Origin of the sequence: Nocardia sp. CA-145437, assembly GCF_050956485.1 — a bacterium.
Classification (GTDB): Bacteria; Actinomycetota; Actinomycetes; order Mycobacteriales; family Mycobacteriaceae; genus Nocardia.
The window spans coordinates 2,907,941-2,933,205 of sequence record NZ_CP191204.1 but is presented as its reverse complement, the minus strand read 5'-3'; the positions used below and the strand labels follow the sequence as shown (position 1 = coordinate 2,933,205).

The following is a 25,265-nucleotide window of genomic DNA, read 5'->3' as shown; positions in this document are numbered from 1 at the left end:
TCGGAGCGGCACTCCGGTGCCGGTAACGACAACGTCAACGTCAACGTCAACGGGAAAGTACAGATGAGGCAAATGAGTTGGGCCGCCCTCACGGTGGCCACGCTGGCGATACCGGTCGTCGCGGCGGCATCGGCGTCGGCCGCGGTCGACAATGTGAATCTGACCCAGATCGACACCGGCATCGGAGGATGTGAGGGGGCAGGCAATACCTGCACAATCTTCGTGGCCACCAGCGGCGCGGACGCGCTGGCGCCGGTCACGGTCACCCTGGACGGGCAGAACGTCGGCACGTTCACCCCACAAGCCGGATCCAAGGCCGGTACCGGGATCATCCAGTACGTCTATCGCTCGAAGCTTCCCGAAGGCGTCTACAGCCTCACCGCCACACAGGGTTCGTCGACCAAGTCCATGACGGTGCAGAACTGCGGCAGCCAGCCGACCGGCAGCTCCAGCGCCTCGGCCCAATGCACCGCAAACGACATCCTCGGCACCCTGATGATGCCGCTGATCATTCTCACCGGCTCCGGGCACACCCAACTCTGACCGACCAGCCGGGACGGTGGGCCGGTCGCCGGACTCATGTCGCATCCCGACGGTGGCCGGGAATTCTCATGCCACACAGCGGCACCGGCTGCAGCCCGATGGCCGCGGCCCGCGCATCCCGACCACGATATTGCACGTATATTGCACGAAAAACGGCCGGTCATCGCAAACCTGCGATGACCGGCCGTTTCTCTGTGGTTCTAGCTGGGATCGAACCAGCGACCCCTCGCGTGTGAAGCGAGTGCTCTCCCGCTGAGCTATAGAACCGGGTCTCGCCGCCGAAGCGGCTGTCCGGCTCGGGGTTTCCCGTGCCGGAGTGAGACAACACTAGCGCGTTACCCCGCCCGTTTGCCAAATCGACGCCCGGGCGGCGGGGGACGTCAGCGTTCGGGGAGGGGTGGGGTGGGGGTGAAGGTGACGGGGAGGGCGAGCAGGGCGCGGTGGAAGGGGCCTGGGCGCCAGGACAATTCGGGGGCGGGGATGGCCAGGTGGAGTTCGGGGAGGGCGTCGAGGAGTTGGTCGACGGCTTCCTGGGCGATGAGGTAGGCGAGGGAGCTGGCGGGGCAGGCGTGGGGGCCGACGCCCCACGCGAGGTGGGAGCGGTTGCCGGAGAACCCGGCGCCGCGGATGGTGGGGTCGGTGTTGCAGGCGGCCATGGAGATCACGACCGGCTGGTCGGGTGGGAGCCAGGTGTCGTCGATGAGGACCTGCTGGGGCGGGAAGCTGATGCAGAAGTTGGCCATCGGCGGGTCGTTGAAGAGGACTTCGTCGAGGGCGTCGCGGGTGGAGAGGCTGCCGCCGAGGGCGCTGCCGCGGAAGCGGTCGTCGAGGAGCAGCAGGACCAGGGTGTTGACGATCAGGTTCTGTTGCGGCTCGATGCCCGCGCCGTAGAGGGTGGCCAGCTGGTGCACCATCTCGGTGTCGGTGAGGCCGGCGGGGTGGCGCAGCATGCGGGTGGTGACGTCGTGGGCCGGGTGGGCGCGCTTGTGCTGGGTCAGCCGCAGCAGGGCGCCGATGAGCAGTGTGTTGCCGTGTTCGGCGCCGACGCCCTCGAAGATGGCGCGCATTCCCTCGGCCGCCTGAGCCGCGATCTCGACCGGGCACCCGAGCAGGGTGTTGAGCACCTGGAAGGCCAGCGGAAATGCGTAGTCGCGCACCAGATCCGCGGACCCGGCCGCGCAGAACGAGTTGATCAGCGACACCGCGACCCGCTCGACGGTGCCCTGCAACCCGTAGTGGTCGATGCCGGTGAGCCCGGCGGTATTGGTCTGCCGATACCGCGCGTGCTCGGATCCCGCGTTGCGCAACGCATTCGGCCGCCACTGCATCATCGGCAGCACCGGGCAGTCCGCGGGCACGCCCGCCTGCCAGGCCCGCGGGTCGGCGGGGAACCGTTCGGGATCGTTGAGAATCCTTACCGCCGTGCGATATCCGACCACCAGTGTGGCCGGCACCCCCGGCGCGAGCTCCACCGGAACCAAAGACCCGTACTGTTCCCGCATCTCGCGATAGACCCGGTGCGGGTCGGCGGCGAACTCGGGGGTATACATCGGTACGCGCGTACCGACTTGCTCTGACATCGAACCCACTTCACACGGTACGCAACACTCCACCGCCGCCGAACAGCACACATCCCGGACGCGGAAGAGCCACCTTACCGACGCGACCGCATCGGCGTGCACGGTTTCGACGACCCCGCGCTCAGGGACCGATTTCGGGAAAGTGATTGACAGCGGCGGTCCGCAGGGGCAGGCTCTACGAGGCGCAATTGTTGCTCAACAATTGCTGCGATTTCCCGGCTGTCGGCGTTCCCGCCCGGTTGGTGAACGCCGGTCGACAGCGCTCGGAGATTCGGCGGACGCGGACGCGTCCCTTTTCCTTCAGTTCGGACCCCAGACCTACCTATTCGGAGGTTGGAATGTCTAGCAAGCACGGCCGAAAACCCAGCCAGATCGCCGACAAGGCCAAGAAGGGCATGAAGGGCCAGGCCCAGCGCATGGAATCCGACATGGACCAGATGGCCGACGACGCCCGGCGCGACATGGACCGCCTGGGCGCCGGCGTCAAACGGGAAGCCCAGCAGGCACGGTCGGACGCACAGGGCCTGGACAAGGAGATGAAGCGCAAGCTTCAGCATCGCTGACCCGGTGACGCGAATGGCCGGTCCATCTGACGGACCGGCCATTTCGCCTGTCGGCGTCGCCATTTCACCTGCCGGTGGGGCGCCGATCGTGGATCATGAGTGCGACTGGCATTCGAACTGCCCGTCCAGTCTGTGGGGAGTCCGCGATGACGGCCGTCGGCGATCGGGAATTGTGGTGTCCACTGGAGAGTTCGGTGCATCCGCTGCTGACACCGATCGAAGCCGAGAGCATGGCCTGGCTCGACGCGCACGACGTGATGCCGCCGCACCGGCGAGCCGAATTCCGTTCGGGCGCACCGGCCGCGCTGGGGTCCTACACCTATCCCCGGGGAACCCGCGAGGGCACGCAGCTGGCGACCGACTTCATCACCTGGCTGTTCGCGTTCGACGATCTGTACTGCGACGCGAACCGAATCGGGAGCGACCCCGTCGAATTCAGCGCGAGCATCGGCGACCTCGTCCATGTGCTGGAATCCCCGGCGGACAACCCCACACTGCCGGTCGCGCGAGCGCTGCGCGACCTGAACGGCCGGGTCGCGGCGGCAGGCTCCCCGGTCCAGCGCCGCCGCTGGGCGGATGACACCGAGAAGTACCTGCTCACCAAACTCTGGGAGGCGGGGCGGCGACAGGCCAGATCCCTGCCGCCGCTGAACTCGTACGTCCATCTGCGCAGGCTGGGCGGTGCGAATATCGCCTGCCTCATGCTGACCGACATCAGTCTGGGCCGCGAGGTCCCGGCGGAGGTCATGTGCGGCGACCGGATGACCGAGCTGGTGAAAGCTGCCGCCGATCTCGCCGACCTCGACAACGATCTGTTGTCCTACGCGCGGGAAAGCGGTCCTGGCGAAGAGTTTCCGATCAACGGGATCACCGCGGCGGCCCTGCACGGCACGCCCGATATCGCCGTCGCCACCGCCCGGGTGCTGGAATTCCGGGATTCCCGGATGCACACGCTCCTGGCCGAGTCGGCGCGATTCGCGGAGTTCCCGGAAACTCCGGCAGCGGAGTTCAGTCGTGGTGTCTGCGACTGGGTCAGCGGCCACATCGCCTGGATCATGAAGTCCGGTCGGTATTCTCGGCTTCCCTTCGGCGTTCAGGAGTAGCCGAGACCGCGGAGTTGACGCGCATCCGCAGCCCCCGGGGTTGCAAGGTCGCCGACAGCGCCGGTCGTGGATCGGTCCCGGGCAGGGCATGCAGTCGCCAGCGGGCGGTGATGGACGCCAGGGCCAGCGTCATCTCGGTCATGGCGAAGTCCTCACCGATGCATTTGCGAGCGCCGCCCGCGAAGGCCAGGAAACCGCCGCGCGCCGTGGACCTTCCGGCGGTCGCCCATCGATCCGGGTCGAACAGCTCGGGGTCGGGATACAGCTCCGCCCGCTGCTGAATGGTGAAGGCGCTGTACAGCACCGTGGTACCCGCGGCCAGCGTCTGACCGCCGAGTTCGGTGTCCTCCCGCACGGTGCGGGTCACGAACCAGACCGGCGGACGCAGCCGCAAGGTCTCGGTGATGACCCGGCCCGTGATCGGCAAGCGGGGCAGGTCGCCATAGCCGGCGGTCCGTCCGGCCAGCACTGAATCGACCTCCGCCCTTTGCTGTTCCGCGATATCGGGGTGCGCGTCGAGCAGACTCAGCGCCCACGCGAGCGCGGTCGCCGTGGTTTCGGTGCCCGCCACGAAGAAGGTGATGACCTGGTCGCTGATCTCGAGGTCGCTGAGCCCGCCCCCGTACTCGTCCTGCGCGGCGATCAACGCGGAGAGCAGATCCCCCTGATCGGCACCCGCCCGCCGACGCGCGGTGATGATCTCGGCCAGCGCCGCCCGCAGATCGGTGATCGCGCGTTCGTAGGCCCGATTGCCCGCTGTCGGCCATGTCAGCAGCGGAGCCGGTAGCAGGGTCCGCGCCATCAGCATTCGCACGACGTCATCGACATCCCGCAGCATCTGCCGCAGGACCGGCCGCGGGACGGAGTGGGTGAACAGGGTCGCCGCCGTCACCGCCGAGGTCATCGCGTGGAGTTCGGCTTTCATGTCGAGCTTCTGGCCGTCGTCCCAGGATTCGACCATCTCGCCGATGCATCGGCTCATCACCGCCGCGTAGTCGGCGGTCCGGCTCGGATGAAAAGCGGGCTGCACCAGTCGCCGATGTCGGCGGTGCGAGGAGTACGGGCAGGTGACCAACCCGTCGCCGAGCACCTCGCGGACCCGATCCAGCAGGGGCCGCCCTTGTCGAAGACCCGGTCCCGCCGCAACAGTTCCTGGGTCAGACCCGGATCGCAGACCGCCACCGCGTCGACCGGGCCGAGCCCGATCCGCACGAGATCCCCGTGTGCGGGCAGCGAACTCAGGAATCCGAGTGGATCACGCAGCAGCGACACCATGTGGCCCAGCAGCGGCAGTCGATTCGGAGCAGCGGCAATCCCCGACGGGAATGTCATGGCGACTCCCAGGATTGGCGGAGGCACTCCGAAAGATGATTCTACGCTGGGGATTTGCGCCCACACCGGGAATCGCCGGAACGCCGGGCGCTCGTGTCAGACGCGAAGTCGCGCGATCACCGCACGATGATCGGTGTCCGGAATCGTGTGCGAGGACAGCGCGACCGCGTGACCGTCGGCGACGAGGATGCGATCGATGCCGATCACCGGTCCCCACCAGCGGTCGGTCGGCCAGGTCGGCAGGGCGCCGACGCCGAGGAGTTCGGCGGAGTCGGCGTAGCGGCCGCTCACCAGGTTTCGGTAGGCGGCGTGGTCGTAGGTGGAGTTGAAGTCGCCGCCGACCACGACCGGGCCGGTCGCCTGGCCGAGGATGTCGCGGATCTTGCCGAGTTCGTCCGCCCACACCCCGGCGTTGAGGAGCGGCGGGATCGGGTGGACAGCGAAGACCGATACCGGGCCGCGGCCGGGGTGAATCATGGTGGCGCGCAGATTGTTCAGCCAGAAGCCGTCGAACTTGACGCCGTCCTCCAAGGGGTAGCGGCTGAAGATGCCGGTCCCCTGCCCGCCGCCGGAGGGCGCGGTGAATCGGTGGGGCAGCAGGTCGGCCAGTCCGGCGGCGTCCAGCTTGCCCAGAAGTTCCGGGGTCAACTACTCGAGGGTCAGGACCTCGACCGAGCGCTCACGCACCGCCTGTACCACCGCTTCGGCCGACCCGTGGCCGAGAAACAGATTCGACTGCATCATCACCAGATCCGTACCGGGCGGGGCACTCCCGTCCGGCCACAGCATCGGCGCGTGCGACCACAGCGCGGCGGCCGACACCAGCACGGCCACCGCGGCGCTCACCCACCGGCGGGCCAGTCCGAGCACCACGACCGCGACCAGCGCGCCGACCATCAGGTACGACGCGAACGACGCCGCCAGCACGGCCGGTTCCCACACCCGCGAGTTGTAGTGCAGCCCGATCCCGGCCGCGCCCGCGGCGAGCAGTAGCCAGCCGAGTACCGGCAGCACCCACCGGAGCAGGCCGCGGCGGCGTGCGATCGGCTCGACGGCAGCCTGCTGCTGCCCTAACGCGTTGACCATTCAGCCCTCCCCTATTCGCCGATCACGCTACGCGATGCCGGTCCGATCCACGAAAACCGCCCCTATTTACGACAATAAAGATTGTTGCCGGATACTCGCCGAGTTCGATCGAATGGCATCGAAGTCTTGATGAAATTAACTTTCCACCGTAAATATCTAATTGCAGTTAACGATCTGCCAGAACTACCTCCTGACCGGCCATCGATACCAAACCGTTATTTCGAATTCCAGCCGCCGCATGATGCGAACAGGTTACATTTCAAACCCCTGAAGTTGCGGCACACCCCACCGGGAACGCGCTGTTGCTTCACTATTTCGGGAGTTAGTTATGAGAACGACCGCCTCCACACTGCTTCGCGCCGGTATTGTTTCTCCGGTGGCCCTGGCCACTGTTTTCTGTTTGGCCGCGCCCGCGAATGCGGCGCCCGTCACCGTGAACTGGAGCTGCCAGGGCACGATCTTCGGCATCGGCCAGACCTCGAGCATGACCACCACGGTCACCGGCACCGCGCCGGGCTCGGCGGCGTCGGGATCGGCCGTGGCCATCACCCTCACCCCGGGCTCCTCCACGGTCCCCAGTTCGGCCTCGGGCTTCTCCGTGACGAACATCAGCAACCTGAAGATGACCTTCCCGACCCCGGCGAACTCGACGCTGGTCTCGGCCACCGCTTCCGGCGGCACCGTGGCCGGCACCGTGTCCACCTCGGGCGGGAATGTCGTTCTGACCGTGCCGGGCCCGATCGCGGGCGGCACCAGCTTCACCCCGCCGGCGGTGACCATCAATGTCACGGCCGGCAGCCCGGGCACCCCGATCACCAGCAAGTACGCGGGGACCAGTTTCGCCAACCCGGGCATGACCATGACGACCAAGGTGGCGTTCATCGGCAATGTCGCGACGTCGTGCTACCCGAACCCGTCCCCGACGCTGACCACCACGACCGTCAGCTGAGTCCGCAAGAATGCCTGGACCGGGCTGTGTCCACCAGCCCGGTTCAGGTTCCGCCCATCGGATGGGGTCCCTGTATTGTCCACCGAACCCGCTCGGATGGCAGTGGAGCTCCGAAAAGCCCTGGAGCTCTACCACGGAACGGTCGAGGATCTGGCGCGTGAACTGCTCCGGCTGCTGGGGGTGAACGAGACCGACCGGCGCGCACTGGAAATCGTCCTCGTCGGCGGACGGTCGACGACACCGGGCATGCTGGCCGAACGGCTCGGTCTGACCGCCGCGGGCGCCACCGTCCTGCTCAACCGGCTGGAGAAGCAGGGCTATGTCACGCGCTCACTGCACCCCACCGATCGCCGTCGGGTGATCGTGGTCGCCACCGATCTGACCACGCGCCGCGTGCGCGAGCTCATCCGCCCGCTGGCCGAGGAGAGCTTCAAGATGATGCTGAACTGGTATGACCCCGACGAACTCGAACTGATCGCGGGATTCCTCTGCCGGGTCGGCGAACTGCAGCGCATTCACCGGGAACGGCTGCGCGATATGGATCCCTACCCGCGGTGATGGCGCATGGCCGCGACGACCTCGTGCGGCGAGGCCGGCATCGTCTGCGTGGAGAACACCGCCGGACTGAAGCCGAGGCCCTGATTCAGCCGCCCGAGCACTCGGATCAGCGGCGAGGAGCGGGCCAGGAACGCCGCCGGATCCCGGAGCGCCACATCGACGAACGGCTGCCCGCCGATGCTCGACACCTGCACCCGGTCGACGTCGGCCCAGTCGACCGACCCGAGCCGGCGATGCGTGAAGCCCCGATCGGTGATGACCAGCTCCGGCTTCCGCCGCGGCAGTTGCAGCACCAGCAGCACCCAGCACGAGCCGAAGAACACGAACGCCATCGCGCCCACGACCATCGAGCTCGCCTCGGTGGTCAGCATGAGCACGCACCCCACCAGGACGAAGAACCCCGCCCCCGCCGCCAGCAGCAGCGTGCGCAGTATCGACGACTTGTAAACCGTTGTCGTCTCCAGCTTTCCGCCCCGCCCGTCGGATTCAGTCACCACACTCCACCTGACTAGCCCTCACCGCTACGGCGTCAGTATGCGTCACCCGCACCGCCGGGAGAAACCGAGCGCATCCCACGCCGGGTCGCTACTAGAGCTTCGGAATCCCGAGCAGCCCGCCGAGGCAGCCGCTGGGCCCGGTCAACATGCCGATCGAGAGCCGGTAGTCACCACCGGTCAGCTTGCAGAGCAGCATCGCCGTCGCCAGATCCAGTCCCGCCGAGCCGGTGCCGAACCCGGTCTGCGCGAGCGTGGCCGATCCCGCGTCGGCGATGGGCGCGCCGGTCGGCACGTTCGCGGCAGCCGCTCCCAGCCCCGAGAGCAGGAGACCACCGGAGAAGCCCACCGCCACGGCCGATTTCACCAGAACGTGCGTCATACAGATCCATCTTTCGTTGCGAAAACCATAGAGCCGCAACAGTAGTCGCCGAGACAACGGGTGAAACGACCACAATTCTAAGGGCGACAGGCTGGACTATGCGCTCTTCGAACCGTCCTGCCGTCACGTCGTCTCGACGCGCGACGCTTCCGTTCGATCCGACCGGCTCGCCGCGGGTGGTGACTTGTGAGTCTCCTGGACCGGATCATCACCATGTTCGTCACCACGGGCAGCGCATAATGGCTCGGCGTCCAGGAGATGCGACGCCTGCGGAACCTCGCCGACAACGAGGACCGCGTCGAGCAGGCCGACGCCCGCGGCGCTGAGCAATCCGTCCGACCCGTCCGTCCGCCCTCACAGATGCGTTCTCGGAACCGCGACGAATTTCGGCGGCCGGCGCGGTCATATCTGTCGAAGGTGTTCCGTGCGAGGACGCGGGCACCCGGACCGCGAGGAGAATCGCATGAACCAGACGTCTGACCTCGCCGCGCCCGCGGTCGAGCATGCGCTGGCCGAGCTGCGACCGGCCCTGCTCGCCTACTGCTATCGCATGCTCGGCTCGGTGCTGGAGGCCGAGGACGCGGTGCAGGAGACGATGATGCGAGCGTGGCGGTCCGCGGCCCGGCTCAACGATCCGGCGGGCCTGCGGCCGTGGACCTACCGCATCGCCACCAACGTCTGCATCGACGCGAGCGCCGACCGGCGGCGGCGGGCGCTGCCGATGGATCTGGTCGCCGCGGCCGACCCGCGCGGCGAGCTGGGCGCCCCGCTGCCGGAGTCGACCTGGGTGCAGCCGTTCCCGAGCAGCCCGACCGTCGATCCGTCCGAGCAGGCCGTGTCGAACGAGTCGGTCCGGCTCGCTTTCGTCGCCGCCCTGCAGTATCTGCTGCCGCGCCAGCGCGCCGTCCTGATCCTGCGGGACGTACTGTGCTGGCGGGCCGCCGAGGTGGCCGAACTGCTGGATCTCAGCGTCGACGCCGTCAACAGCATGCTGCGCCGGGCCCGGGCGGCACTGGCGCAGGCACAGCGAGCCGGCGGCGCGCGGCCGCTCGATCCGATCGACACCGGTCTACTCGAACGCTATGTCGCCGCCTTCGAGCGATTCGACATCGCCGGTATCGTGTCGCTGCTGCGCGACGACGCGATCATCGACATGCCGCCGGTCGCGTTCTGGCTGTTCGGCCGGGAATCGTTCCGCCGCTGGCTGATCGGAACCGATATCGGATGCCGTCGCAAGCGATTGATTCCGATCCAGGCCAACGGGTGTCCCGCCGCCGCACTGTACCGGGAGACCGACGGGCGGATGACCGCCTTCGCCATTCAGGTGCTGGAATGCTCGGGCGGTGAGATCGCGCGGTTGCACACCTTCCTGCAACCGGAACTGTTCGGGGCCTTCGGGTTACCGCACCAGCTGGACTGATGGTTCACCCACCGCAGTCGGGCGCGGCGGTGTCGAACACCGCGCTCAGTCCCGCCAGGTCGAGCAGGATCAGCAGGCGATCGTCCGCACCCACGAGCACGCACCGGCATCCGGAGCGCCTGGCCGTCAGGGCGATTCGTGCCAGCGCCTGCACCACCGCCGACGCGCAACCCGAAAGTGCGCGCACATCACACAGAATCGCGCGGTGCCCGTCGGCGCGCAGGGCGCTGACGCGGGCACACCACGCGGCGGTGTGGCCCGCATCGGGCTCGCCGGCCAGCACCACGATGCCGCCACCGGACGGCGATGCCTGTTCGAAGTACATACCGTGCACCACCGTCACGGCCTCGGAAACTCGTCGCGGACCGAGCACACTGCCGCGACGAGTTTCCGGCGTCCGGCCGGTTGTCAGGAGCATGGTCAACGAAACACATTCCCCAGTAGGGCAATCCGCACCACCGATGCGGCCGCCTACCGCCATGAAGCCGGGAGCGATCCTCGCATTGATGTGCGGCGCCCAATTCATCGTCACCCTCGATATCGCGATCGTGAATGTCGCGCTGCCGTCCATCCAATCCGATCTCGGCCTGGCCGCCGGTGATCTGCAATGGGTGGTCATCACCTACGGGCTGCTGCTCGGCGGCCTGCTCCTGCTCGGCGGCCGCGCCGGTGACCTGCTGGGCCGGCGCCGGATCCTGCGGACGGGTCTGGCACTGTTCGCGGGCGCCTCGCTCACCGCCGGGCTGTCCGGATCGTTCGCCCCGCTGGTCGCCTCACGCGCGGTACAGGGTGTGGGCGCGGCACTCGCCGCTCCGGCCGCCCTGGCGGTGGTCGTCGCGACCTTCCCCGAAGGGGCCTCCCGAAACAAGGCGCTCGGCGTGTTCGGCGCCGCCGGCGGCAGTGCCGCCTCGGTCGGGGTGGTGCTGAGCGGCGCGCTCACCGCGGGCCCGGGCTGGCAGTGGATCTTCTTCATCAATGTTCCGATCGTGGCCGGCATGGTCGCGCTGATCCCGAGATATGTCCCCGCCGACCGGAAGATCCACCGGGGACCGTTCGACATCGCCGGGGCGGTCACGGTGACCGCCGGGCTCACCGCGTTCGTGTACGCCATCAACAAGAGCGTGGATCACGGCTGGACCTCGGCCACGACGCTGGGCTTCCTGATCGCCGGGTGCGCGCTGCTGGCCGCGTTCGCCGCCATCGAAGCTCGATCCGCGTCGCCGCTGGTGCCGCTGTCGATGTTCCGGCGTCCGACCTTGAATGCCGCGAATCTCGTTGCGGCACTGGTGTTCGCCGCCTTCTTCGCCACCATCTTCCAGGCCTCGCTGCTCATGCAGCAGGCGCTCGGATACTCGGCCCTGCGCACCGGGCTCGCCTATCTCGCGATCGCGGTGACCGCCGTGGGGGCCGCGGCGGGCATCGCACCCGTCGCGCTCACTCGACTCGGTGCGGGATGGTCGCTGGCGCTGGCGCAGGGGATCGCGGCGGCCGGGCTGCTGTGGCTCGCCCGGATACCGGCGCATGCCGCGTACTGGCCGGATCTGTTCCCCGGCTTCGTCGCCGTCGGAATCGGCATCGGGCTGTCCCAGACCTCGCTCCAGGTCGCCGCGTTCATCGGAATCCCGGAGAAGGTCAGCGGTTTGGCGGGCGGCATGGTGGAGACGGCGCGCGAAATCGGCGGGTCGCTCGGTATCGCCATCGTGGCGGCAGTGGCGATCGCGGTGGGCCGCAGCGTGTCGACCGGCCCGGCCGCGGCAGTGACGGCGGGATTCCAGCGCGGCTCGCTGGTGGCGGCCGGGTTCAGCGTCGTCGCGGTCGTGACCGCGGTCGCCGTGGTGCGCCGCGCCGAACGCTCTGCTCGCACAACCGCGCCCGTCGTGGTGGAGGCGCTCTAATTCTCGGGCTGATGGTCCGGCGCGGTATCCGGCAAGAAGTAGAGCTGTGTCCGGTGTGGATCGAGGATCGTCGATCCACACCGGACGCGCGAGAGGCGGGACTGCTCAGCCGAGTTCGAGGTCCAGGTAGGACTCGGAGTACTCAGGTGAGGTGATGGTGGTGGTGCCGGGCGGGCTGTAGGAGTAGAGCTTGTCGTAGCCGTTGACGACCAGTGCGAGGCGGTGCCCGTCCGGGATGTCATAGCAGGCGCCTTGCAGGCGCCAGCGGACGACGCGCTGCTCCCCCGGCCCCAGCTCGAGCACCGTGCAGGGCTCGTGGGTGATGATCCGGGCCGTGTCGTCGGGGGCCACATCGAACAGGTAGGCCACCAGGGTGGCCGCCGAGGCCGTGCTGCCCACCGACAGGCGCAGGGCCGGGATGCCGCGCACGCGGCGACCACCCGTCAGCGCTTCGGACTGCCAGATCAGCAGGCGGTCCCGCTCGAAGTCCCCGACCTGATAGAGCTGCGGATTGCCGTAGCATTCCCGCTGCCCGGTCTTCAGGAACTCGGCGACCGCGGTGGCCGAGGTGGCCGCGGAGTCCTTGTCGCCGACGGTGAAGCTGCGCGTCCACCCGGTTTCCGGCTTCGGCACGAGGGTGCCGTCCGCGCCGCCGTTACCGAGGTACCAGCGTTCGGTTTCGGTGCTGACCTCGCTCCAGTCGAGCTTGGCTTCGCGTGGCGCGGGCTCGGTGATCCGTTGCGCGCCACCGGCGATCGGCTGGGTGCGGTAGGTGAACATGATCTGATCGCTGACCGGTTCGGATGGGCCGCGGTCGATGCCCCGCAGGTGAATGTCCAACCAGTCACGCGCTTCTCGCATCGGCGTGAGCAGGCCGGGGAAGGGGAAACCCAATGGGATTCCGACCAGTCCGGCGGCTTCGGGTGCCCCGTGATTGCCGATCCACACGTTGAGTCGCTTCGGCACGGTCAACCGGTTGAACGTGTCGAGCGCTTCGTTGACCGGAAAGAGGGTCTCGTGCCAGGTGTTCGACATGAACGTGGCGATGCCGAGCGAGTTGGTCAGCTCGACGAAGGTTTCCGGCGAGCGGTCCAGTCCCCAGGCCACGACCTCGTCCATGTTCTCGCCCCGCTCGAAAAGGTCGAGGATCCGGAGGGTGTCCGGGTCGAACTTCTCCTCGCGCGTGCCGCCGGTGAAATCGACCAGCAGTTGCATCGCGGCCAGGTGCCGGGTTCCGTTGTCGTACAGCGACGTGGCCAGGTTGCCCCAGGTGCTCAGTGCGACGACCGCCGACACCCGCTCCCCCGGGTCGGTGGCCGCGATCAACTGGCTCAGCCCCGAACCGTAGGACTCGCCGAGCATGCCGACGGGACCGGGCCCGAACAGTTCCCGCACGTAGTCCAGCACGCGGTGGCCGTCGGCCCGGTCCTTCTCACCGGCGACGTCGATGAACCCCTGCGACGTGGTGACCTCACCCGGCGTGCCGAGACCGCGCGGCGTGTAGGCCAGCACGTGATAACCCGCCACGGCCAATGTCAGATAGGTCCACACGAACGGCAGCCAGCCCAGCGGACTCCACCCCGCGGGCACCACCACCACCGGACGCGGCTCGTCCCCGTTCAGCTTCACGGTCAACGCCGACAACAGCACCCCGTCGGCCCCGGGAATCTGCGTGATCTCCACCCCGGCGCCACCCCGGACGGTATCCACCACCTCCTGCAACTCCGGCGGCAGCACCCCGGCCGGCGCGACCCCGCGCACCGCCGCCAGCAGCGCCCGCGCGACCTGCACCACCTCCGGCGTGAAGGTCAGTCCATCGGCCCACATGCCATTGGCCGCAATACTTTCCAGGGTTTCATTGGTTACGTTCTGGACAGGTTCGGTCACTATCGACACACCCCGATTCCACTCATGTCGTGCATGATGAAAATGGTGAAAACCTGTGCCAGGAAACGCATCTGGCACTGATTTATCGTAGGAGCGGACCATACGAGCGCGTGGCGAACCGGCGAAACAAACCGCGACTCACGCTCTCGCAGAACACATTTCACCGAGCATCCCCGGCGAACAATGGACTGGATTCAACCGACTGGTCGCGATGACCAGTCGGGACATCCCGTTGTGCCGAATCGACGCGGCCGGGCGTGGTCAGGTTTCGGGGAGGGGTGGGGCGGGCGTGAAGGTGACGGGGAGGGAGGCGAGGGCTCGGTGGAATGGGCCTGGGCGCCAGGATAATTGGGGGGCGGGGAGGGCCAGGCGGATTTCGGGGAGGGCGTCGAGGAGTTGGTCTACGGCTTCCTGGGCGATCAGGTAGGCGAGGGAGCTGGCAGGGCAGGCGTGGGGGCCGATGCTCCAGGCCAGGTGGGATCTGTTGCCGGTCGATTGGCCGCTGCGGATCTCGGGGTCGGTGTTGCAGGCCGCCATGCTGATGACGACGGGTTGGTGGGCGGGCAGCCAGCAGTCGTCGATGAGGACGGAGCGGGGCGGGTAGCTGATGCAGAAGTTCGCCATCGGCGGGTCGTCGAAGAGCACTTCGTCGAGGGCGTCGCGAGTGGAGAGGCTGCCGCCCAGGGCACTGCCGGCGAACCGGTCGTCCACCAGGAGCAGGAGCAGGGTGTTGACGATCAGATTCTGTTGCGGTTCGATGCCCGCGCCGTAGAGGGTGACCAGTTGGTGCACCATCTCGATATCGGTCAGTTCGGCGGAGTGGTGGAGCATGCGGGTGGTGACGTCGTTGGCGGGATGGGTTCGTTTGCGCACCGTCAGCTGGTGCAGGGCGTCGGCCAACAGCATGTTGCCCTGTTCGGCGCCGATGCCCTCGAAGATCGCGCGAAAGCCCTGCGCCGCCTGCCCGGCGAGGTCGACCGGACAGCCGAGCAGGTGGTTGAGCACTTGGAAGGCGAGCGGAAAAGCGTAGTCGCGCACCAGATCCGCCGAACCCGAGGCGCAGAACGAATTGATCAGCGAGACCGAGACCTGTTCGACGACGCTCTGCAGCCCGTATCGGTCGACCCCGGCCAGGGCGGCGGCATTGGCCTGCCGGTACCGCATATGTTCGACCCCGGTGGTGCGCAGGGAACTCGGCCGCCACTGCATCATGGGCAGTACCGGGCAGTCGGAGGGCACCCCGGCCTGCCACACCCGCGGATCGGCGGGAAATCGCTCGGGATCGTTGAGAATTCTTACCGCCGTGCGATATCCGACCACCAGGGTGGCCGATACGCCCGGCGCGAGGTCGACCGGAACCAGCGCCCCGTACTTCTCCCGCATCTCGCGATACGCGCGATGCGGGTCGGCGGCGAATTCCGGGGTGTACATGGGTGCCCGGGTACCGCCCGGATCGGCCGGCGCGGCATCCCCGGTACGGACAAACGGCACAGACTCTGACATCGAACTCACTTCACGCGGTGCACAACACTCCCCGCCGCCGTAAACCGCACATCCCGGACGGACGCAGAACGGTCACCCTACCGACGCGTGCCACCCGCGTGCACGGCTATCGCCCGGTTCGGTGTCGACCCTCGAGATGGATATCGCGATCACCAAGGACGGCCGCGAGGTCGTCACCCACGACAGCACGGACACAGTTTCGAGGGTTGATACCTGGCACGAAAAAAGCAGGCCAGCACCTTTTAGGGCGCTGACCTGCTCTTTTGTTGTGGTTCTAGCTGGGATCGAACCAGCGACCCCTCGCGTGTGAAGCGAGTGCTCTCCCGCTGAGCTATAGAACCCGGGGTCTTGTCGCCGAGGCGACTGTTCGGAGCGGCGTTTGTGTGCCTCTCGAACGAGAATGAAGATTACACACCCCGTTCGCATCACACCAAATCGCGTGCACAACGGCGTAAAACTGAGGTTTCAGGGGGTGGTGGGGCGGGTGAGGTTTCACCGGGGTGTTGCCGGGGCGTCATGAGGGTGTCGCCGGGGCGGGGTGGGATGGGTGGCGACTCGTGCGCAGCGGTCGCCCATCTCCCGGGCCGACCGGCGGAACCACATGCCTGTAGTTCGAAATTACCCCGATCTACCAGGCGATTTGTTACCTGCGCAGATCGTCGGCTAGTGTTCTACCTCGTCAGCGGGACAGCCGAAAGGCGCCCGGGACGAAATGCGGATGTAGCGCAGCTGGTAGCGCATCACCTTGCCAAGGTGAGGGTCGCGGGTTCGAATCCCGTCATCCGCTCGAGGGGCCAACACGGCCTGCTTGGCGGTGTGGCCGAGTGGTGAGGCAACGGCCTGCAAAGCCGTGCACACGGGTTCGATTCCCGTCGCCGCCTCTTCTTTTTGAAGAGCAAAAGACCCGCGCGATTAGCTCAGCGGGAGAGCGCTTCCCTGACACGGAAGAGGTCACTGGTTCAATCCCAGTATCGCGCACCAACGTTTGACCAGATCAGGCCCGGTTTCCGCCGGGCCTTTCTGCTGTCGTGAACTCAACGTGAACTGAGGTCCGTGAACTCAATCTGAACTGAGTTCAGACCCTCAGGTTCGCCCTCAGTCACGAACTCACCCCCACAGGTACCGCAGTAGATCGGTCCAGCAGCGAGAGTCGTTCGGGATACCCGAATCTTGCGGCCACACATACACGCTGCGGACAGGCCGTTGTTGCTAGACGTACGGCCGCCGCGCCGATTCGGTTCCCGCCGGCGGTAGGCCACGAGCGCGAAAGCCAGTTCATCCAGCACCTCGCTGTACTGCTGCTGGGTCAAGTCCGGCACGGTCGTGACCGACCATCCGAATTTTGGGTGATGCGCCAGCGCCAGCCCGAGTTCCACGCCAAGGGCGCGGTACCGCTCGTTGTGCCAACGGCCCTGGCGGCTGGTGTCCTTGATCGCTCGCGTCACCGCGACACCGTGCGCGGCCTCGTGCAGCAGCGTGCCGAACACATCGACACCGCCACGCTGGAGCCCTTCCCCGCCGACGAACAGTTCATGGAGTTCGTAATCACCGCGTACCCATCGCTGAGGTGCGAAGTGGCCAAGGGTGAGGTCGCTGCCGCCGGTCGAACCTGCTCCCACGGTCAGGACGACCTCGGGCACATCAGGATGGCGGGATCGGATTACTGCCCACACATTTTCCAATGCGGTCACGAGTAGTCCGGTGATGGTGTCGGAGTCAGTCATGATCTCCGAAGTCCTTCCGTGAGTCGTTGACACGTACGTGTCAACAGGATTGGAGACCCGGCGAGAGCGTGGATTCCCTGGGCGCGCGCCGCGCTCTCAACGGGGCAGGCCCCGCGGCCTGCCCCCACCGTCTGCCCGCCGCGCCGCAGAGGCTCCCGACCTAGGACGAATTTCCGATCACCACCCGCCGCCGGCCCACCGGCCCGCCGGTCGGAAAATCGTCCTAGGACGCGGAGGGGCGGCACGGCTACCATGCGGCGCGCACCCAGGGAATCCACCAGCCGCACAGCACCTTCGGACCGGACTTAGCACCGGACTGGCAAACGCAACCGATCCCGCCGGACACGGCCACCTCGACGCCACAGCAAACGCCGGACTTCACCACCGCTCCAGCGCTCCGGACCTCGCCACCTACGCCACCGTCACCTACGCACCCCACGTCACCGAACGCCACCACCTACCCAACCGCCACGCTGATTACCCAACACAACCACCACCACCTACCCACCAAACCCTTTATTCACATAACTATTACCCCCGACACACTTCTCTCTTCACTCACCTGCTCCCCTCGAAAGGATCACCAAGTACACATTGATGTGGGTACTTGGTGATCCTTTCGAGGGGAGCAACCATCACCGCAGGTCGGCCTGCGTGTCGGGGGGCGCGAAACACAGGTCAAACTCTGGGACTGATCTGCCCACGTTCCGCACACGTTTTTCCGCGATGCGGCGAGTAGATCGCGGGTTTTGCACCGCAGAGGGCCAACTTCTACACGCCTTCGACATGGGTTTGGCCTCACGGATTGGCTTGATCAACAACCGATTCCGGCACTTGGGCCTCCGTGGCCGGCTCCGACATGTGGTCATCTCCCGGGTGCCCGTTATGCCCGGGGCGGGGTGGGGGCGCTCGATTCTAACGGCACCGCCCCTCCGCGCCCGAGGAGGAATTTCCCTGTGCGGCCAGTGGTCACGCGGCGGCCCGGGATCGGGGAATTCCTCCTCGGCCGGGAGCCTCTGCGGTGCCGAGACGGACAGGGGTGCCGGGCAGGCAGGGGCCTGCCCGTCTCGTTCACGCGCCCCCACCCCGCCTCTCCGCAAACATCCCACAGCCAAGCCGATCTGGATCCCCGCGGGGTGCAGGGCGTACGTGATGGCGACCGACGCCCCGAATTCGCGCGCCGGACCATCCCCGCGGGTGCGGGGCCGACGCCGGGCACGTCTGGCTGAATGACCGCTGCGGCGGACCATCCCCGCGGGTGCGGGGCCGACGGCCCATCGATCACGATCACGTCATGGCCGGACGGACCATCCCCGCGGGTGCGGGGCCGACATGGGCGGCGCGATATCGGTGCGCACGTGCTGAGGACCATCCCCGTGGGTGCGGGGCCGACACGTTGCCTGCCAGCCCTTCTGACCCGTCCGCTGGACCATCCCCGCGGGTGCGGGGCCGACGGAACCTGTTGGGCCGCTACAGCTGTCTACACCGGACCATCCCCGCGGGTGCGGGGCCGACACCCGCACGGGCACGTCGGGCTGGCTGCCGAGCGGACCATCCCCGCGGGTGCGGAGCCGACTACATCCCTGCCCGCGAGGACATCGCCCAAGCCGGACCATCCCCGCGGGTGCGGGGCCGACAACGTGTGGGCGCAGCTGGCCGGCCGCCGCTGGGGACCATCCCCGCGGGTGCGGGGCCGACTGGGCCAAGGTCATGCGCCGCGTCGGGTCTCTCGGACCATCCCCGCGGGTGCGGGGCCGACTGATGAGGACACCGGAGTAGTCGCCCTCTTCTAGGACCATCCCCGCGGGTGCGGGGCCGACACCCGGACGAACGTGGTCAGGCCGGGGATCATCGGACCATCCCCGCGGGTGCGGGGCCGACGACGAGAAGGTCTCAGCCTTCGCGACGCGGTACGGACCATCCCCGCGGGTGCGGGGCCGACCGTGTGTCGGCGCGGCACAGCCGTGTTTCCGTCGGACCATCCCCGCGGGGTGCGGGGCCGACCATGGCGACCACCGCCCTGGCGGCCGCGCTTAAGGACCATCCCCGCGGGTGCGGGGCCGACGGCTCGACGTGGAATGTCGTGCTCAGTGAGCAAGGACCATCCCCGCGGGTGCGGGGCCGACCAGCGTTTCCAGCAACGCTTGCGCGCTGATCGCGGACCATCCCCGCGGGTGCGGGGCCGACGCGCATCGGCAGCAGCCAAAACGCCGCGTTCGTCGGACCATCCCCGCGGGTGCGGGGCCGACTGATCGCCCGAGATAGTCCACGGGCCGCGCCAAGGACCATCCCCGCGGGTGCGGGGCCGGCACCCCGGGCGGTCGTTGCGGGGTCTGTCGAGACGGACCATCCCCGCGGGTGCGAGGCCGACAACATGCCGAAGACCAGGGCGTTTCCGATGATGGGACCATCCCCGCGGGTGCGGGGCCGACACCGCGATCGGGGGCGGCGGTCTGGGGCCGGTCGGACCATCCCCGCGGGTGCGGGGCCGACCCACGAGCTTAGAACGGGGACTGAGTAAGTTCCGGACCATCCCCGCGGGTGCGGGGCCGACTTCATGGCGTCTTTGCGGGCGGTGGTCAGGTCCGGACCATCCCCGCGGGTGCGGGGCCGACGGATCCGGCCGGAGCCGCGGAGATGATGAGCCGGGACCATCCCCGCGGGTGCGGGGCCGACGTGCGCAACCTGCTACCGCTGGTGCGTGACAGCGGACCATCCCCGCGGGTGCGGGGCCGACCAGGGCACGACCCGCGCGGTCGCCGCGAGCGACGGACCATCCCCGCGGGTGCGGGGCCGACCTGGGCGTCATTCCCTCCGGCACCGCGAACAGCGGACCATCCCCGCGGGTGCGGGGCCGACCTCCGGCGGGATCGTGCCGTCGGTGATCAGCGAGGACCATCCCCGCGGGTGCGGGGCCGACGAGGTGTGGCAGCCACACCCTGGACACGTCAGCGGACCATCCCCGCGGGTGCGGGGCCGACCTCGGGGGCGGGCGTGTGCTCGGGCACGGCGGGAGGACCATCCCCGCGGGTGCGGGGCCGACGGAAGAGAACCCCGCAGTCCTCATGCTGCGGGGGGACCATCCCCGCGGGTGCGGGGCCGACCAGGTCTACCCGGGACTGCGCTGATGCCTGACCGGACCATCCCCGCGGGTGCGGGGCCGACGCGTGGTACGCCTTGATGACCGCGCCGGCCATCGGACCATCCCCGCGGGTGCGGGGCCGACCCTCGCGCCGCAGCATCGGGGCGACACAACCGAGGACCATCCCCGCGGGTGCGGGGCCGACTTATCGATCGAAGCCTTATCGCCCTGAACAGCCGGACCATCCCCGCGGGTGCGGGGCCGACCTGCCCGCGGTTCGCCGCGCCAGCCAGTACGCAGGACCATCCCCGCGGGTGCGGGGCCGACAACCCCAGCTCGCTCGCGATGGTGGGCATGAACGGACCATCCCCGCGGGTGCGGGGCCGACGCCAGGGTTTGCATCACCCGGACTTCTGTCTGGGGACCATCCCCGCGGGTGCGGGGCCGACTTCGGTGCTGACGCGTTCCTAGGCCAACTCGGAGGACCATCCCCGCGGGTGCGGGGCCGACCCAAATCGACTCAACTGGCTCGTCATAGATACCGGACCATCCCCGCGGGTGCGGGGCCGACCGCCTCGAGGAATTCACCGATGCCCTGCAGCAAGGACCATCCCCGCGGGTGCGGGGCCGACGTGCTGAAGGCGCTGGAGAAGATCCAGGAGCTTGGACCATCCCCGCGGGTGCGGGGCCGACGTCCCGAAGGTGTTCGAAGCATTCGCCACCAATGGACCATCCCCGCGGGTGCGGGGCCGACGACCCCGAAGGCTGATCATGCAGACCAAAACGAGGACCATCCCCGCGGGTGCGGGGCCGACGGGATTCGAGCGGCGACCAGGTGGAACCCAAGCGGACCATCCCCGCGGGTGCGGGGCCGACCCCGATGAACGTGGCCTCTTTCGGGATCTGCGCGGACCATCCCCGCGGGTGCGGGGCCGACCTTGTCGGGCACCAGCTGCAGCAGCGCCGCGGTGGACCATCCCCGCGGGTGCGGGGCCGACACTTGCTGACCTGCCGGTTTTCTGGCATGGAGCCACGTTTTCATTGACTTCGATTCGGCCACGCATAAGCACCGTGGCAATGCACTGGCCCCTTCGATCACGTGCGCCATGTTGGAAATACCTACCGTTGTCGCCGTCTCGCGGAGAGAATGAGACCGTCGAAGTCGACCGGGTGCCACCGATCTCGCCCCGCTGTGCGAACTGTCCAGCCTTGTTCGTTCTTCGCAGGTTCGATCATGACGGCCTGGCCGTCGTTGACTCGGTCAGCAAGCAACTGCCACAACCGATCGCGGACGCGGCGGCTCGGTTTGCCAACGAACACCCCGGCATCGACTTCGATCATCCACCGGGTGAGGTGGCCACGTAGTCCGGGCGCTACAGCGATCAAGACGATGACTGTCACAGGCTTACCACTCGATCGGTGTGTCGAGCTCAGGTCCGATGACTGTCACATGCTGGTCACCGAACGCAGGCTGTACGAGGTCGGCTTCTCGGCTGGCCCAATCCGTGCCTCCGTCGACGACACCCACCCGCTCATCCCATAGTTGGGGCAGTTCGGTATCACTTACTGCCAGATCGTCGACCTTCAACAGTGATCGCACATCGTCGACAATCTGTGCCAGAAGCCGTCGCTCGGCAATAAGGTCACGTAGGCCCAGGCGTGCGTCACGTTCGTCGGTGAGCCCGTCGGCAGTCAGGTCGAACGCCAGCGGGATGCTGTATTCGGCCTTGTACAGGTCCGCGATGTCGAGAACGAACGACAACGCAGACCCGGTATGGACGAATCCCAGGCCGGGGCTCGCGCCGAGTCCGGTGATCACGGCATGGCAAATCCCGTACAGCGCAGCGTTGGCTGCCGAAAGCACCCGGTTGAGGTCGTCACCGGCAGCGTGGGCATCACCGGCTACGTACTTTCGACCGTTCCATTCGACGCCCGTGCGTGCAGCGTGATCACGGTAGATCCGCCGTATCCGGGTACCTTCCCGGCCGCGAAGTTGCTGCATGGTCAGCTCGCTGACATCCTCGCCGGGGAACCGCATCCCATACATCGTGCGAGCGACCTTGATCCGTTCCTTCGGGCGGGTCACCAGGTATGCCTGCTGGGTGAGTAACCCTGCCCCGCGGGAAGACCCCATTCCTGCCGCGTACATGCGAACACCTTGCTGGCCGATCCAACAGACCGTGGTGCCGGAATCGGCGAGCAAAGCGACTGCGGCATGGGTGATACGAGTGCCGGGCCCGAGCAGCATCGCGGCCACCAATGCTGCTGGGATCCGAACCGTTTCCTTCTTGTTGATCACTACGACCGCGTTTTCGTCTCGGTCGACGTGGGAGCGTTCCACGTACACCGTAGAGATGCGGTCCTGTAGGCGATGCAAGTCATGTGGGTGGGCTTTCCACCAGATATCGGCCATTTCAGGCGGCAGGCAATGCGGCCAAGGTCAATAGCCCGCACCCGTAAGCTTTCGACGGCCCGATCCCGGCCAGCAGGATCTCGGTGAAGCGTTGAGCGTCGGTGATCTCGAGCCGTCCTTCGAAGGTGGCGGTGTGGATCACCACCGGGTGTTTGGTGCTGCGTGAGGTGCCGTGCCCGAAGCTCAGTCGCTGCCGGTTCCGGATCAGCACCTCCGAGGCGAGGCTGTCATCGAGTTCGATACCGGGCACCTGAGGTTCGATCTCGGTGGCAGGGATCCGGAATCCCCAGCCGGGTGTGCGTTCGGTGAACCAATTCATCTGGGCGGCCGCGGTGCGGTGTCCCAGGCGTAGCGAGCGGGGCCGCCGGCCTGTGGTTTGGGCAGCGTCGAGGCGCTCCTGGGCTCGGTCTTTCTGGGCTTGTGTGAGTTTGGTTGGTGCTTTTGTGTTTTGGACGGGGCTCGCGGTGACACGGAAGGCGTAGCTGTCGCCGGCGCGTAGTTTGTCCAGCAATGGCCGGTAGTCGGCGATATGGGCGTGTTCGCCTTCGGCGCCGGGCCAGCCTGCGGATTCGATCAGGTGGGTCCAGTCGGGTTTGGTGTGGGTCAGCACGTACAGCCACGGGCGGTGTGGGTTGTCGGCATCGAGGCGCCACAGGATCCGCTCACCGGTCGCGTCGCCGGGAACGCCGTGCATCACGATGCTGTGCATAGCGCGCGCATTGCCCAGCAGGTTGCGGCTCGGGGACCGCAGCGGGTTGATACGGATTCGGGACAGGTAGGTCATGGTCGCTCTTTCACCAGTTCAGGAGGGAGAACGGGTCGTGCCCGACAACAGCGCCACCGTCAGCGGCGGGATCGGGATCGATGACGCCGCTGGGGATACGCACGGTGGTGTGGCGGACGCGGCGTTGCCGAAATTGCCTGTCGCGCAGCCCGAACGAGACGGGGACGTCGTTGCGGACCTCCCCGCCGATCGGGTCGTCGATGGTGACGGGCAGATCGACGGTGGCGGGCTTGGTGTTGCGCAGGTGGTTTGCGCGGCCGCGGTCACTGGCCTGCCACTCATGTGTGGACAGGGCCTGCAGGAGGTTGGTCGCGTGGTGGCCGAGCATGATCGGCTGGGTTGGTGGGCAGCTGCGTCGACCTAGCGCGAGCGGGAACGCTGGTCGCTGTACGGCGGCGGCGAGGTCGGTGACCACGTCGGCTCGCCCTTCGAGTCCGACGACGAACACGGCGTCCTGCAGGTAGTAGCGATAGGTGACGTGAGTGTATTTCGCAGGGCCCGTTGGCTTCTGAAGACCTTTGGCGTTCACACCGGTCTGCTTGAGCGGGACGCCGCGATAGTCGGACACAGTGTGGAAGTCGCGGAGCAATGTGCCGGGCTGGTCGGTGCGCACCCCTATCGAGAGGTCGGTCAAGTCGGTCAGGTCGGCGCCGCGTTCGAGGCCCAGGGCGGCTGCGAGCAGACCGACGATGCCGGATTTCGTTGGCTCAGGCTGGGTTTCGCGGCGGTTGAACCTGCTGTTGTCGCCCCAGGATTGCAGTGGTCCGGCCAATCGCAGCAGCAGCACCACGGTGTCGGCGGGAGCGGCCATCAGGCGAGGTATCCCTGCAGTTGAGCGCGAAGTCCTTCGCGCAGTGCGGTGAAGGTGACCGAAGTGCCGAAGGCTTTGGCGAGCTCGGCTTCGGTGTCTTTTCCGAAGGCGTGGGCGAATGCGGTGTGGGCGGGTTTGTCACCCCACAGCTCGACGCTGCGCTGCTGCTCGGTGGCCAGTGCCCGTGCCGAACGTTCGGCGATTCCGCCTTGGGGTGCGGTGATCGGCTTCTCGAACGCTGAGACGAGGTTGACCGGTTGGTCTTCTCGCACCACGACCGCGACCAAAGAGGGCAGGGTGCGGTGGGCGAAGGAGTTGCCGTAGCCGGTGGGCATCGATCGGGTGAAGGAGTCGACGAAGGCATCGACCGCATCGAGTACTGCGTCGGTCTCGCCGAGGTTGTGGTGCAGCTGGTTGAGCCCGATCGTGGCGTATCGGTAGAGGGTGGCAGAGTTGAAGCCGATCGAGCCGATCATGCCCGCGCCGGGGTCGTCGTCTTCGTTGGTGTCGTCTACTGCGGTGAAGTAGTCGAACTCGGCTTCGGTGGCATGGGTCGACAGTGCGTGTGCAACCTGCACGGCGGCATCGACATTCAACGCGGGGATGTCGGCGACCATCCGTCCGAACAGAGCGACGTCGAGCGGATGGTTCTCGCGGAACTGCTCAGCGATCGGCAGCGCCCTCATCTCCTCGGCCAGCGCCGCGTCATCAAATGCGGCTAGTTCGGTGGCACGACCAGCGACCAAGTCGACTATGGCGTCGAGCTGACCGTTGCCGACGAACAGCAGATACGCTGTCGCGCCGGCCTTCTTGCCCGCCGAGATACCCACAGGAGCCAGCAGCGCAGACCCGATGCGTGCGGCTTGCTCATCGTCGAGTGTGGTGCAGGCCTTCAATCGCTTGGCCAGTTCACCGGCCACCCGCCGTGTGCGAGTGCCCAGATCCTCGGCGGGTATCTGGTCGGCGAACTGCATCCGCGTGGCACGCTTCCACGCTTGCGAGGACACGCGGGATCGCCGAACCCCACCGTAGATGGCTTCTTTCGGGTTGCCCTGATCGTCACGGTTGAGGTTGGCCGGCGGGACAGTCTGCAGGATGTGCAGGTCGATACGAACCTTCGTCTTCATGAACGTAGTCCTTGTTCGAATATGTATGC

At 67.3% G+C, this 25,265-nt stretch carries 23 protein-coding genes, 5 tRNA genes and 2 CRISPR repeat arrays; of the genes, 10 read left to right on the top strand and 18 right to left on the bottom strand.

The window, feature by feature from the left end; translation table 11 throughout:
• Window positions 1-72: 72 nt before the first annotated feature.
• Entirely contained in the window at window positions 73-543 is a 471-nt protein-coding gene (locus ACQPYY_RS13550) for a hypothetical protein (RefSeq protein WP_433594000.1), read from the top strand.
• 195 nt (window positions 544-738) lie between these two features.
• On the opposite strand, the gene ACQPYY_RS13545 is transcribed toward ACQPYY_RS13550, so the two are convergent.
• Window positions 739-810, bottom strand: a tRNA-Val gene (locus ACQPYY_RS13545).
• 113 nt (window positions 811-923) lie between these two features.
• Entirely contained in the window at window positions 924-2,123 is a 1,200-nt protein-coding gene (locus ACQPYY_RS13540; protein WP_433593999.1) for a cytochrome P450, read from the bottom strand.
• A gap of 338 nt (window positions 2,124-2,461) precedes the next feature.
• Between ACQPYY_RS13540 and ACQPYY_RS13535 the strand changes: the two genes are divergently transcribed.
• Window positions 2,462-2,686, top strand: coding sequence for a hypothetical protein (locus ACQPYY_RS13535; RefSeq protein ID WP_379097279.1), 225 nt, complete (start codon window positions 2,462-2,464; stop codon window positions 2,684-2,686).
• 146 nt (window positions 2,687-2,832) lie between these two features.
• Window positions 2,833-3,789, top strand: coding sequence for a terpene synthase family protein (locus ACQPYY_RS13530; protein WP_433593998.1), 957 nt, complete (start codon window positions 2,833-2,835; stop codon window positions 3,787-3,789).
• Here ACQPYY_RS13530 and ACQPYY_RS13525 read toward each other — a convergent pair.
• From ACQPYY_RS13525 to ACQPYY_RS13510, 4 genes are all read right to left on the bottom strand, one after another.
• Window positions 3,740-4,879, bottom strand: a complete 1,140-nt coding sequence (locus tag ACQPYY_RS13525; protein ID WP_433593997.1) for a cytochrome P450 — start codon at window positions 4,877-4,879, stop codon at window positions 3,740-3,742. The two genes, ACQPYY_RS13530 and ACQPYY_RS13525, sit on opposite strands and share 50 nt — an antisense overlap.
• Entirely contained in the window at window positions 4,771-5,121 is a 351-nt protein-coding gene (locus ACQPYY_RS13520) for a hypothetical protein (protein ID WP_433593995.1), read from the bottom strand. Before ACQPYY_RS13520 ends, ACQPYY_RS13525 begins: the two co-directional genes overlap by 109 nt.
• Window positions 5,122-5,217: 96 nt before the next feature.
• Window positions 5,218-5,769, bottom strand: a complete 552-nt coding sequence (locus ACQPYY_RS13515; RefSeq protein WP_433593994.1) for an endonuclease/exonuclease/phosphatase family protein — start codon at window positions 5,767-5,769, stop codon at window positions 5,218-5,220.
• Window positions 5,770-6,207: a hypothetical protein gene (locus ACQPYY_RS13510; RefSeq protein ID WP_433593993.1), complete on the bottom strand. Its 438-nt coding sequence runs from the start codon at window positions 6,205-6,207 to the stop codon at window positions 5,770-5,772. It lies immediately after the preceding gene.
• Between the two features lie 376 nt (window positions 6,208-6,583).
• Between ACQPYY_RS13510 and ACQPYY_RS13505 the strand changes: the two genes are divergently transcribed.
• Together ACQPYY_RS13505 and ACQPYY_RS13500 are read left to right on the top strand one after the other, a co-directional pair.
• The gene (locus ACQPYY_RS13505) at window positions 6,584-7,156 is read left to right on the top strand and encodes a hypothetical protein (protein ID WP_379097268.1); all 573 of its coding nucleotides are present in this window, start codon (window positions 6,584-6,586) and stop codon (window positions 7,154-7,156) included.
• Between the two features lie 96 nt (window positions 7,157-7,252).
• A complete protein-coding gene (locus ACQPYY_RS13500; RefSeq protein WP_433593992.1) occupies window positions 7,253-7,714 on the top strand; it encodes a MarR family winged helix-turn-helix transcriptional regulator in 462 nt (153 codons plus the stop codon).
• Here ACQPYY_RS13500 and ACQPYY_RS13495 read toward each other — a convergent pair.
• Both ACQPYY_RS13495 and ACQPYY_RS13490 read right to left on the bottom strand, forming a co-directional pair.
• Window positions 7,702-8,208, bottom strand: a complete 507-nt coding sequence (locus ACQPYY_RS13495; protein WP_433593991.1) for an STM3941 family protein — start codon at window positions 8,206-8,208, stop codon at window positions 7,702-7,704. The two genes, ACQPYY_RS13500 and ACQPYY_RS13495, sit on opposite strands and share 13 nt — an antisense overlap.
• 94 nt (window positions 8,209-8,302) lie before the next feature.
• Window positions 8,303-8,590, bottom strand: coding sequence for a hypothetical protein (locus tag ACQPYY_RS13490; protein WP_433593990.1), 288 nt, complete (start codon window positions 8,588-8,590; stop codon window positions 8,303-8,305).
• Between the two features lie 463 nt (window positions 8,591-9,053).
• Here ACQPYY_RS13490 and ACQPYY_RS13485 point away from each other — a divergent pair, with 463 nt between their 5' ends.
• Entirely contained in the window at window positions 9,054-10,010 is a 957-nt protein-coding gene (locus tag ACQPYY_RS13485) for an RNA polymerase subunit sigma-70 (RefSeq protein ID WP_379097256.1), read from the top strand.
• A 4-nt stretch (window positions 10,011-10,014) separates the two neighbouring features.
• Here ACQPYY_RS13485 and ACQPYY_RS13480 read toward each other — a convergent pair whose 3' ends face one another.
• The gene (locus ACQPYY_RS13480; protein WP_433593989.1) at window positions 10,015-10,353 is read right to left on the bottom strand and encodes an STAS domain-containing protein; all 339 of its coding nucleotides are present in this window, start codon (window positions 10,351-10,353) and stop codon (window positions 10,015-10,017) included.
• Window positions 10,354-10,489: 136 nt separating this feature from the next.
• On the opposite strand from ACQPYY_RS13480, the gene ACQPYY_RS13475 reads away from it, so the two are divergent.
• Window positions 10,490-11,905 carry an MFS transporter gene (locus ACQPYY_RS13475; RefSeq protein ID WP_433593988.1) on the top strand — a complete coding sequence of 472 codons (1,416 nt, stop codon included), beginning with the start codon at window positions 10,490-10,492 and terminating at the stop codon, window positions 11,903-11,905.
• A gap of 105 nt (window positions 11,906-12,010) precedes the next feature.
• On the opposite strand, the gene ACQPYY_RS13470 is transcribed toward ACQPYY_RS13475, so the two are convergent.
• The 3 genes from ACQPYY_RS13470 to ACQPYY_RS13460 form a co-directional block, all read right to left on the bottom strand.
• On the bottom strand, window positions 12,011-13,792 hold the full coding sequence (locus ACQPYY_RS13470) for an alpha/beta fold hydrolase (RefSeq protein WP_433593987.1): 1,782 nt from the start codon (window positions 13,790-13,792) through the stop codon (window positions 12,011-12,013).
• 261 nt (window positions 13,793-14,053) lie between these two features.
• The gene (locus tag ACQPYY_RS13465) at window positions 14,054-15,223 is read right to left on the bottom strand and encodes a cytochrome P450 (protein WP_433593986.1); all 1,170 of its coding nucleotides are present in this window, start codon (window positions 15,221-15,223) and stop codon (window positions 14,054-14,056) included.
• A 341-nt stretch (window positions 15,224-15,564) separates the two neighbouring features.
• Window positions 15,565-15,636 (bottom strand) — tRNA-Val (locus tag ACQPYY_RS13460).
• Window positions 15,637-16,009: 373 nt separating this feature from the next.
• Here ACQPYY_RS13460 and ACQPYY_RS13455 point away from each other — a divergent pair.
• The 3 genes from ACQPYY_RS13455 to ACQPYY_RS13445 all read left to right on the top strand — a co-directional run bounded on the left by ACQPYY_RS13455 (window position 16,010) and on the right by ACQPYY_RS13445 (window position 16,276).
• Window positions 16,010-16,082: transfer RNA gene (locus ACQPYY_RS13455), tRNA-Gly, on the top strand.
• Window positions 16,083-16,105: 23 nt separating this feature from the next.
• Window positions 16,106-16,176, top strand: a tRNA-Cys gene (locus ACQPYY_RS13450).
• Window positions 16,177-16,201: 25 nt separating this feature from the next.
• Window positions 16,202-16,276, top strand: a tRNA-Val gene (locus ACQPYY_RS13445).
• A 53-nt stretch (window positions 16,277-16,329) separates the two neighbouring features.
• Here ACQPYY_RS13445 and ACQPYY_RS13440 read toward each other — a convergent pair.
• The 6 genes from ACQPYY_RS13440 to cas7e all read right to left on the bottom strand — a co-directional run bounded on the left by ACQPYY_RS13440 (window position 16,330) and on the right by cas7e (window position 25,236).
• A complete protein-coding gene (locus tag ACQPYY_RS13440) occupies window positions 16,330-17,019 on the bottom strand; it encodes a hypothetical protein (RefSeq protein ID WP_433593985.1) in 690 nt (229 codons plus the stop codon).
• A 1,182-nt stretch (window positions 17,020-18,201) separates the two neighbouring features.
• Window positions 18,202-18,961: direct repeats of the CRISPR family, unit length 28 nt; unit sequence GGACCATCCCCGCGGGTGCGGGGCCGAC.
• Window positions 18,962-19,055: 94 nt separating this feature from the next.
• A CRISPR array of direct repeats spans window positions 19,056-21,099; the repeat unit is 28 nt; unit sequence GGACCATCCCCGCGGGTGCGGGGCCGAC.
• Between the two features lie 121 nt (window positions 21,100-21,220).
• Window positions 21,221-21,502 carry a type I-E CRISPR-associated endoribonuclease Cas2e gene (gene cas2e, locus ACQPYY_RS13435; protein WP_433593984.1) on the bottom strand — a complete coding sequence of 94 codons (282 nt, stop codon included), beginning with the start codon at window positions 21,500-21,502 and terminating at the stop codon, window positions 21,221-21,223.
• Window positions 21,503-21,506: 4 nt separating this feature from the next.
• On the bottom strand, window positions 21,507-22,514 hold the full coding sequence (gene cas1e, locus ACQPYY_RS13430; protein ID WP_433593983.1) for a type I-E CRISPR-associated endonuclease Cas1e: 1,008 nt from the start codon (window positions 22,512-22,514) through the stop codon (window positions 21,507-21,509).
• 1 nt (window position 22,515) lies between these two features.
• Window positions 22,516-23,298: a type I-E CRISPR-associated protein Cas6/Cse3/CasE gene (gene cas6e / locus ACQPYY_RS13425; RefSeq protein WP_433593982.1), complete on the bottom strand. Its 783-nt coding sequence runs from the start codon at window positions 23,296-23,298 to the stop codon at window positions 22,516-22,518.
• A gap of 10 nt (window positions 23,299-23,308) precedes the next feature.
• Entirely contained in the window at window positions 23,309-24,109 is an 801-nt protein-coding gene (gene cas5e / locus ACQPYY_RS13420) for a type I-E CRISPR-associated protein Cas5/CasD (protein ID WP_433593981.1), read from the bottom strand.
• Window positions 24,109-25,236: a type I-E CRISPR-associated protein Cas7/Cse4/CasC gene (gene cas7e / locus ACQPYY_RS13415; protein WP_433593980.1), complete on the bottom strand. Its 1,128-nt coding sequence runs from the start codon at window positions 25,234-25,236 to the stop codon at window positions 24,109-24,111. Before cas7e ends, cas5e begins: the two co-directional genes overlap by 1 nt.
• Window positions 25,237-25,265 lie beyond the last annotated feature (29 nt).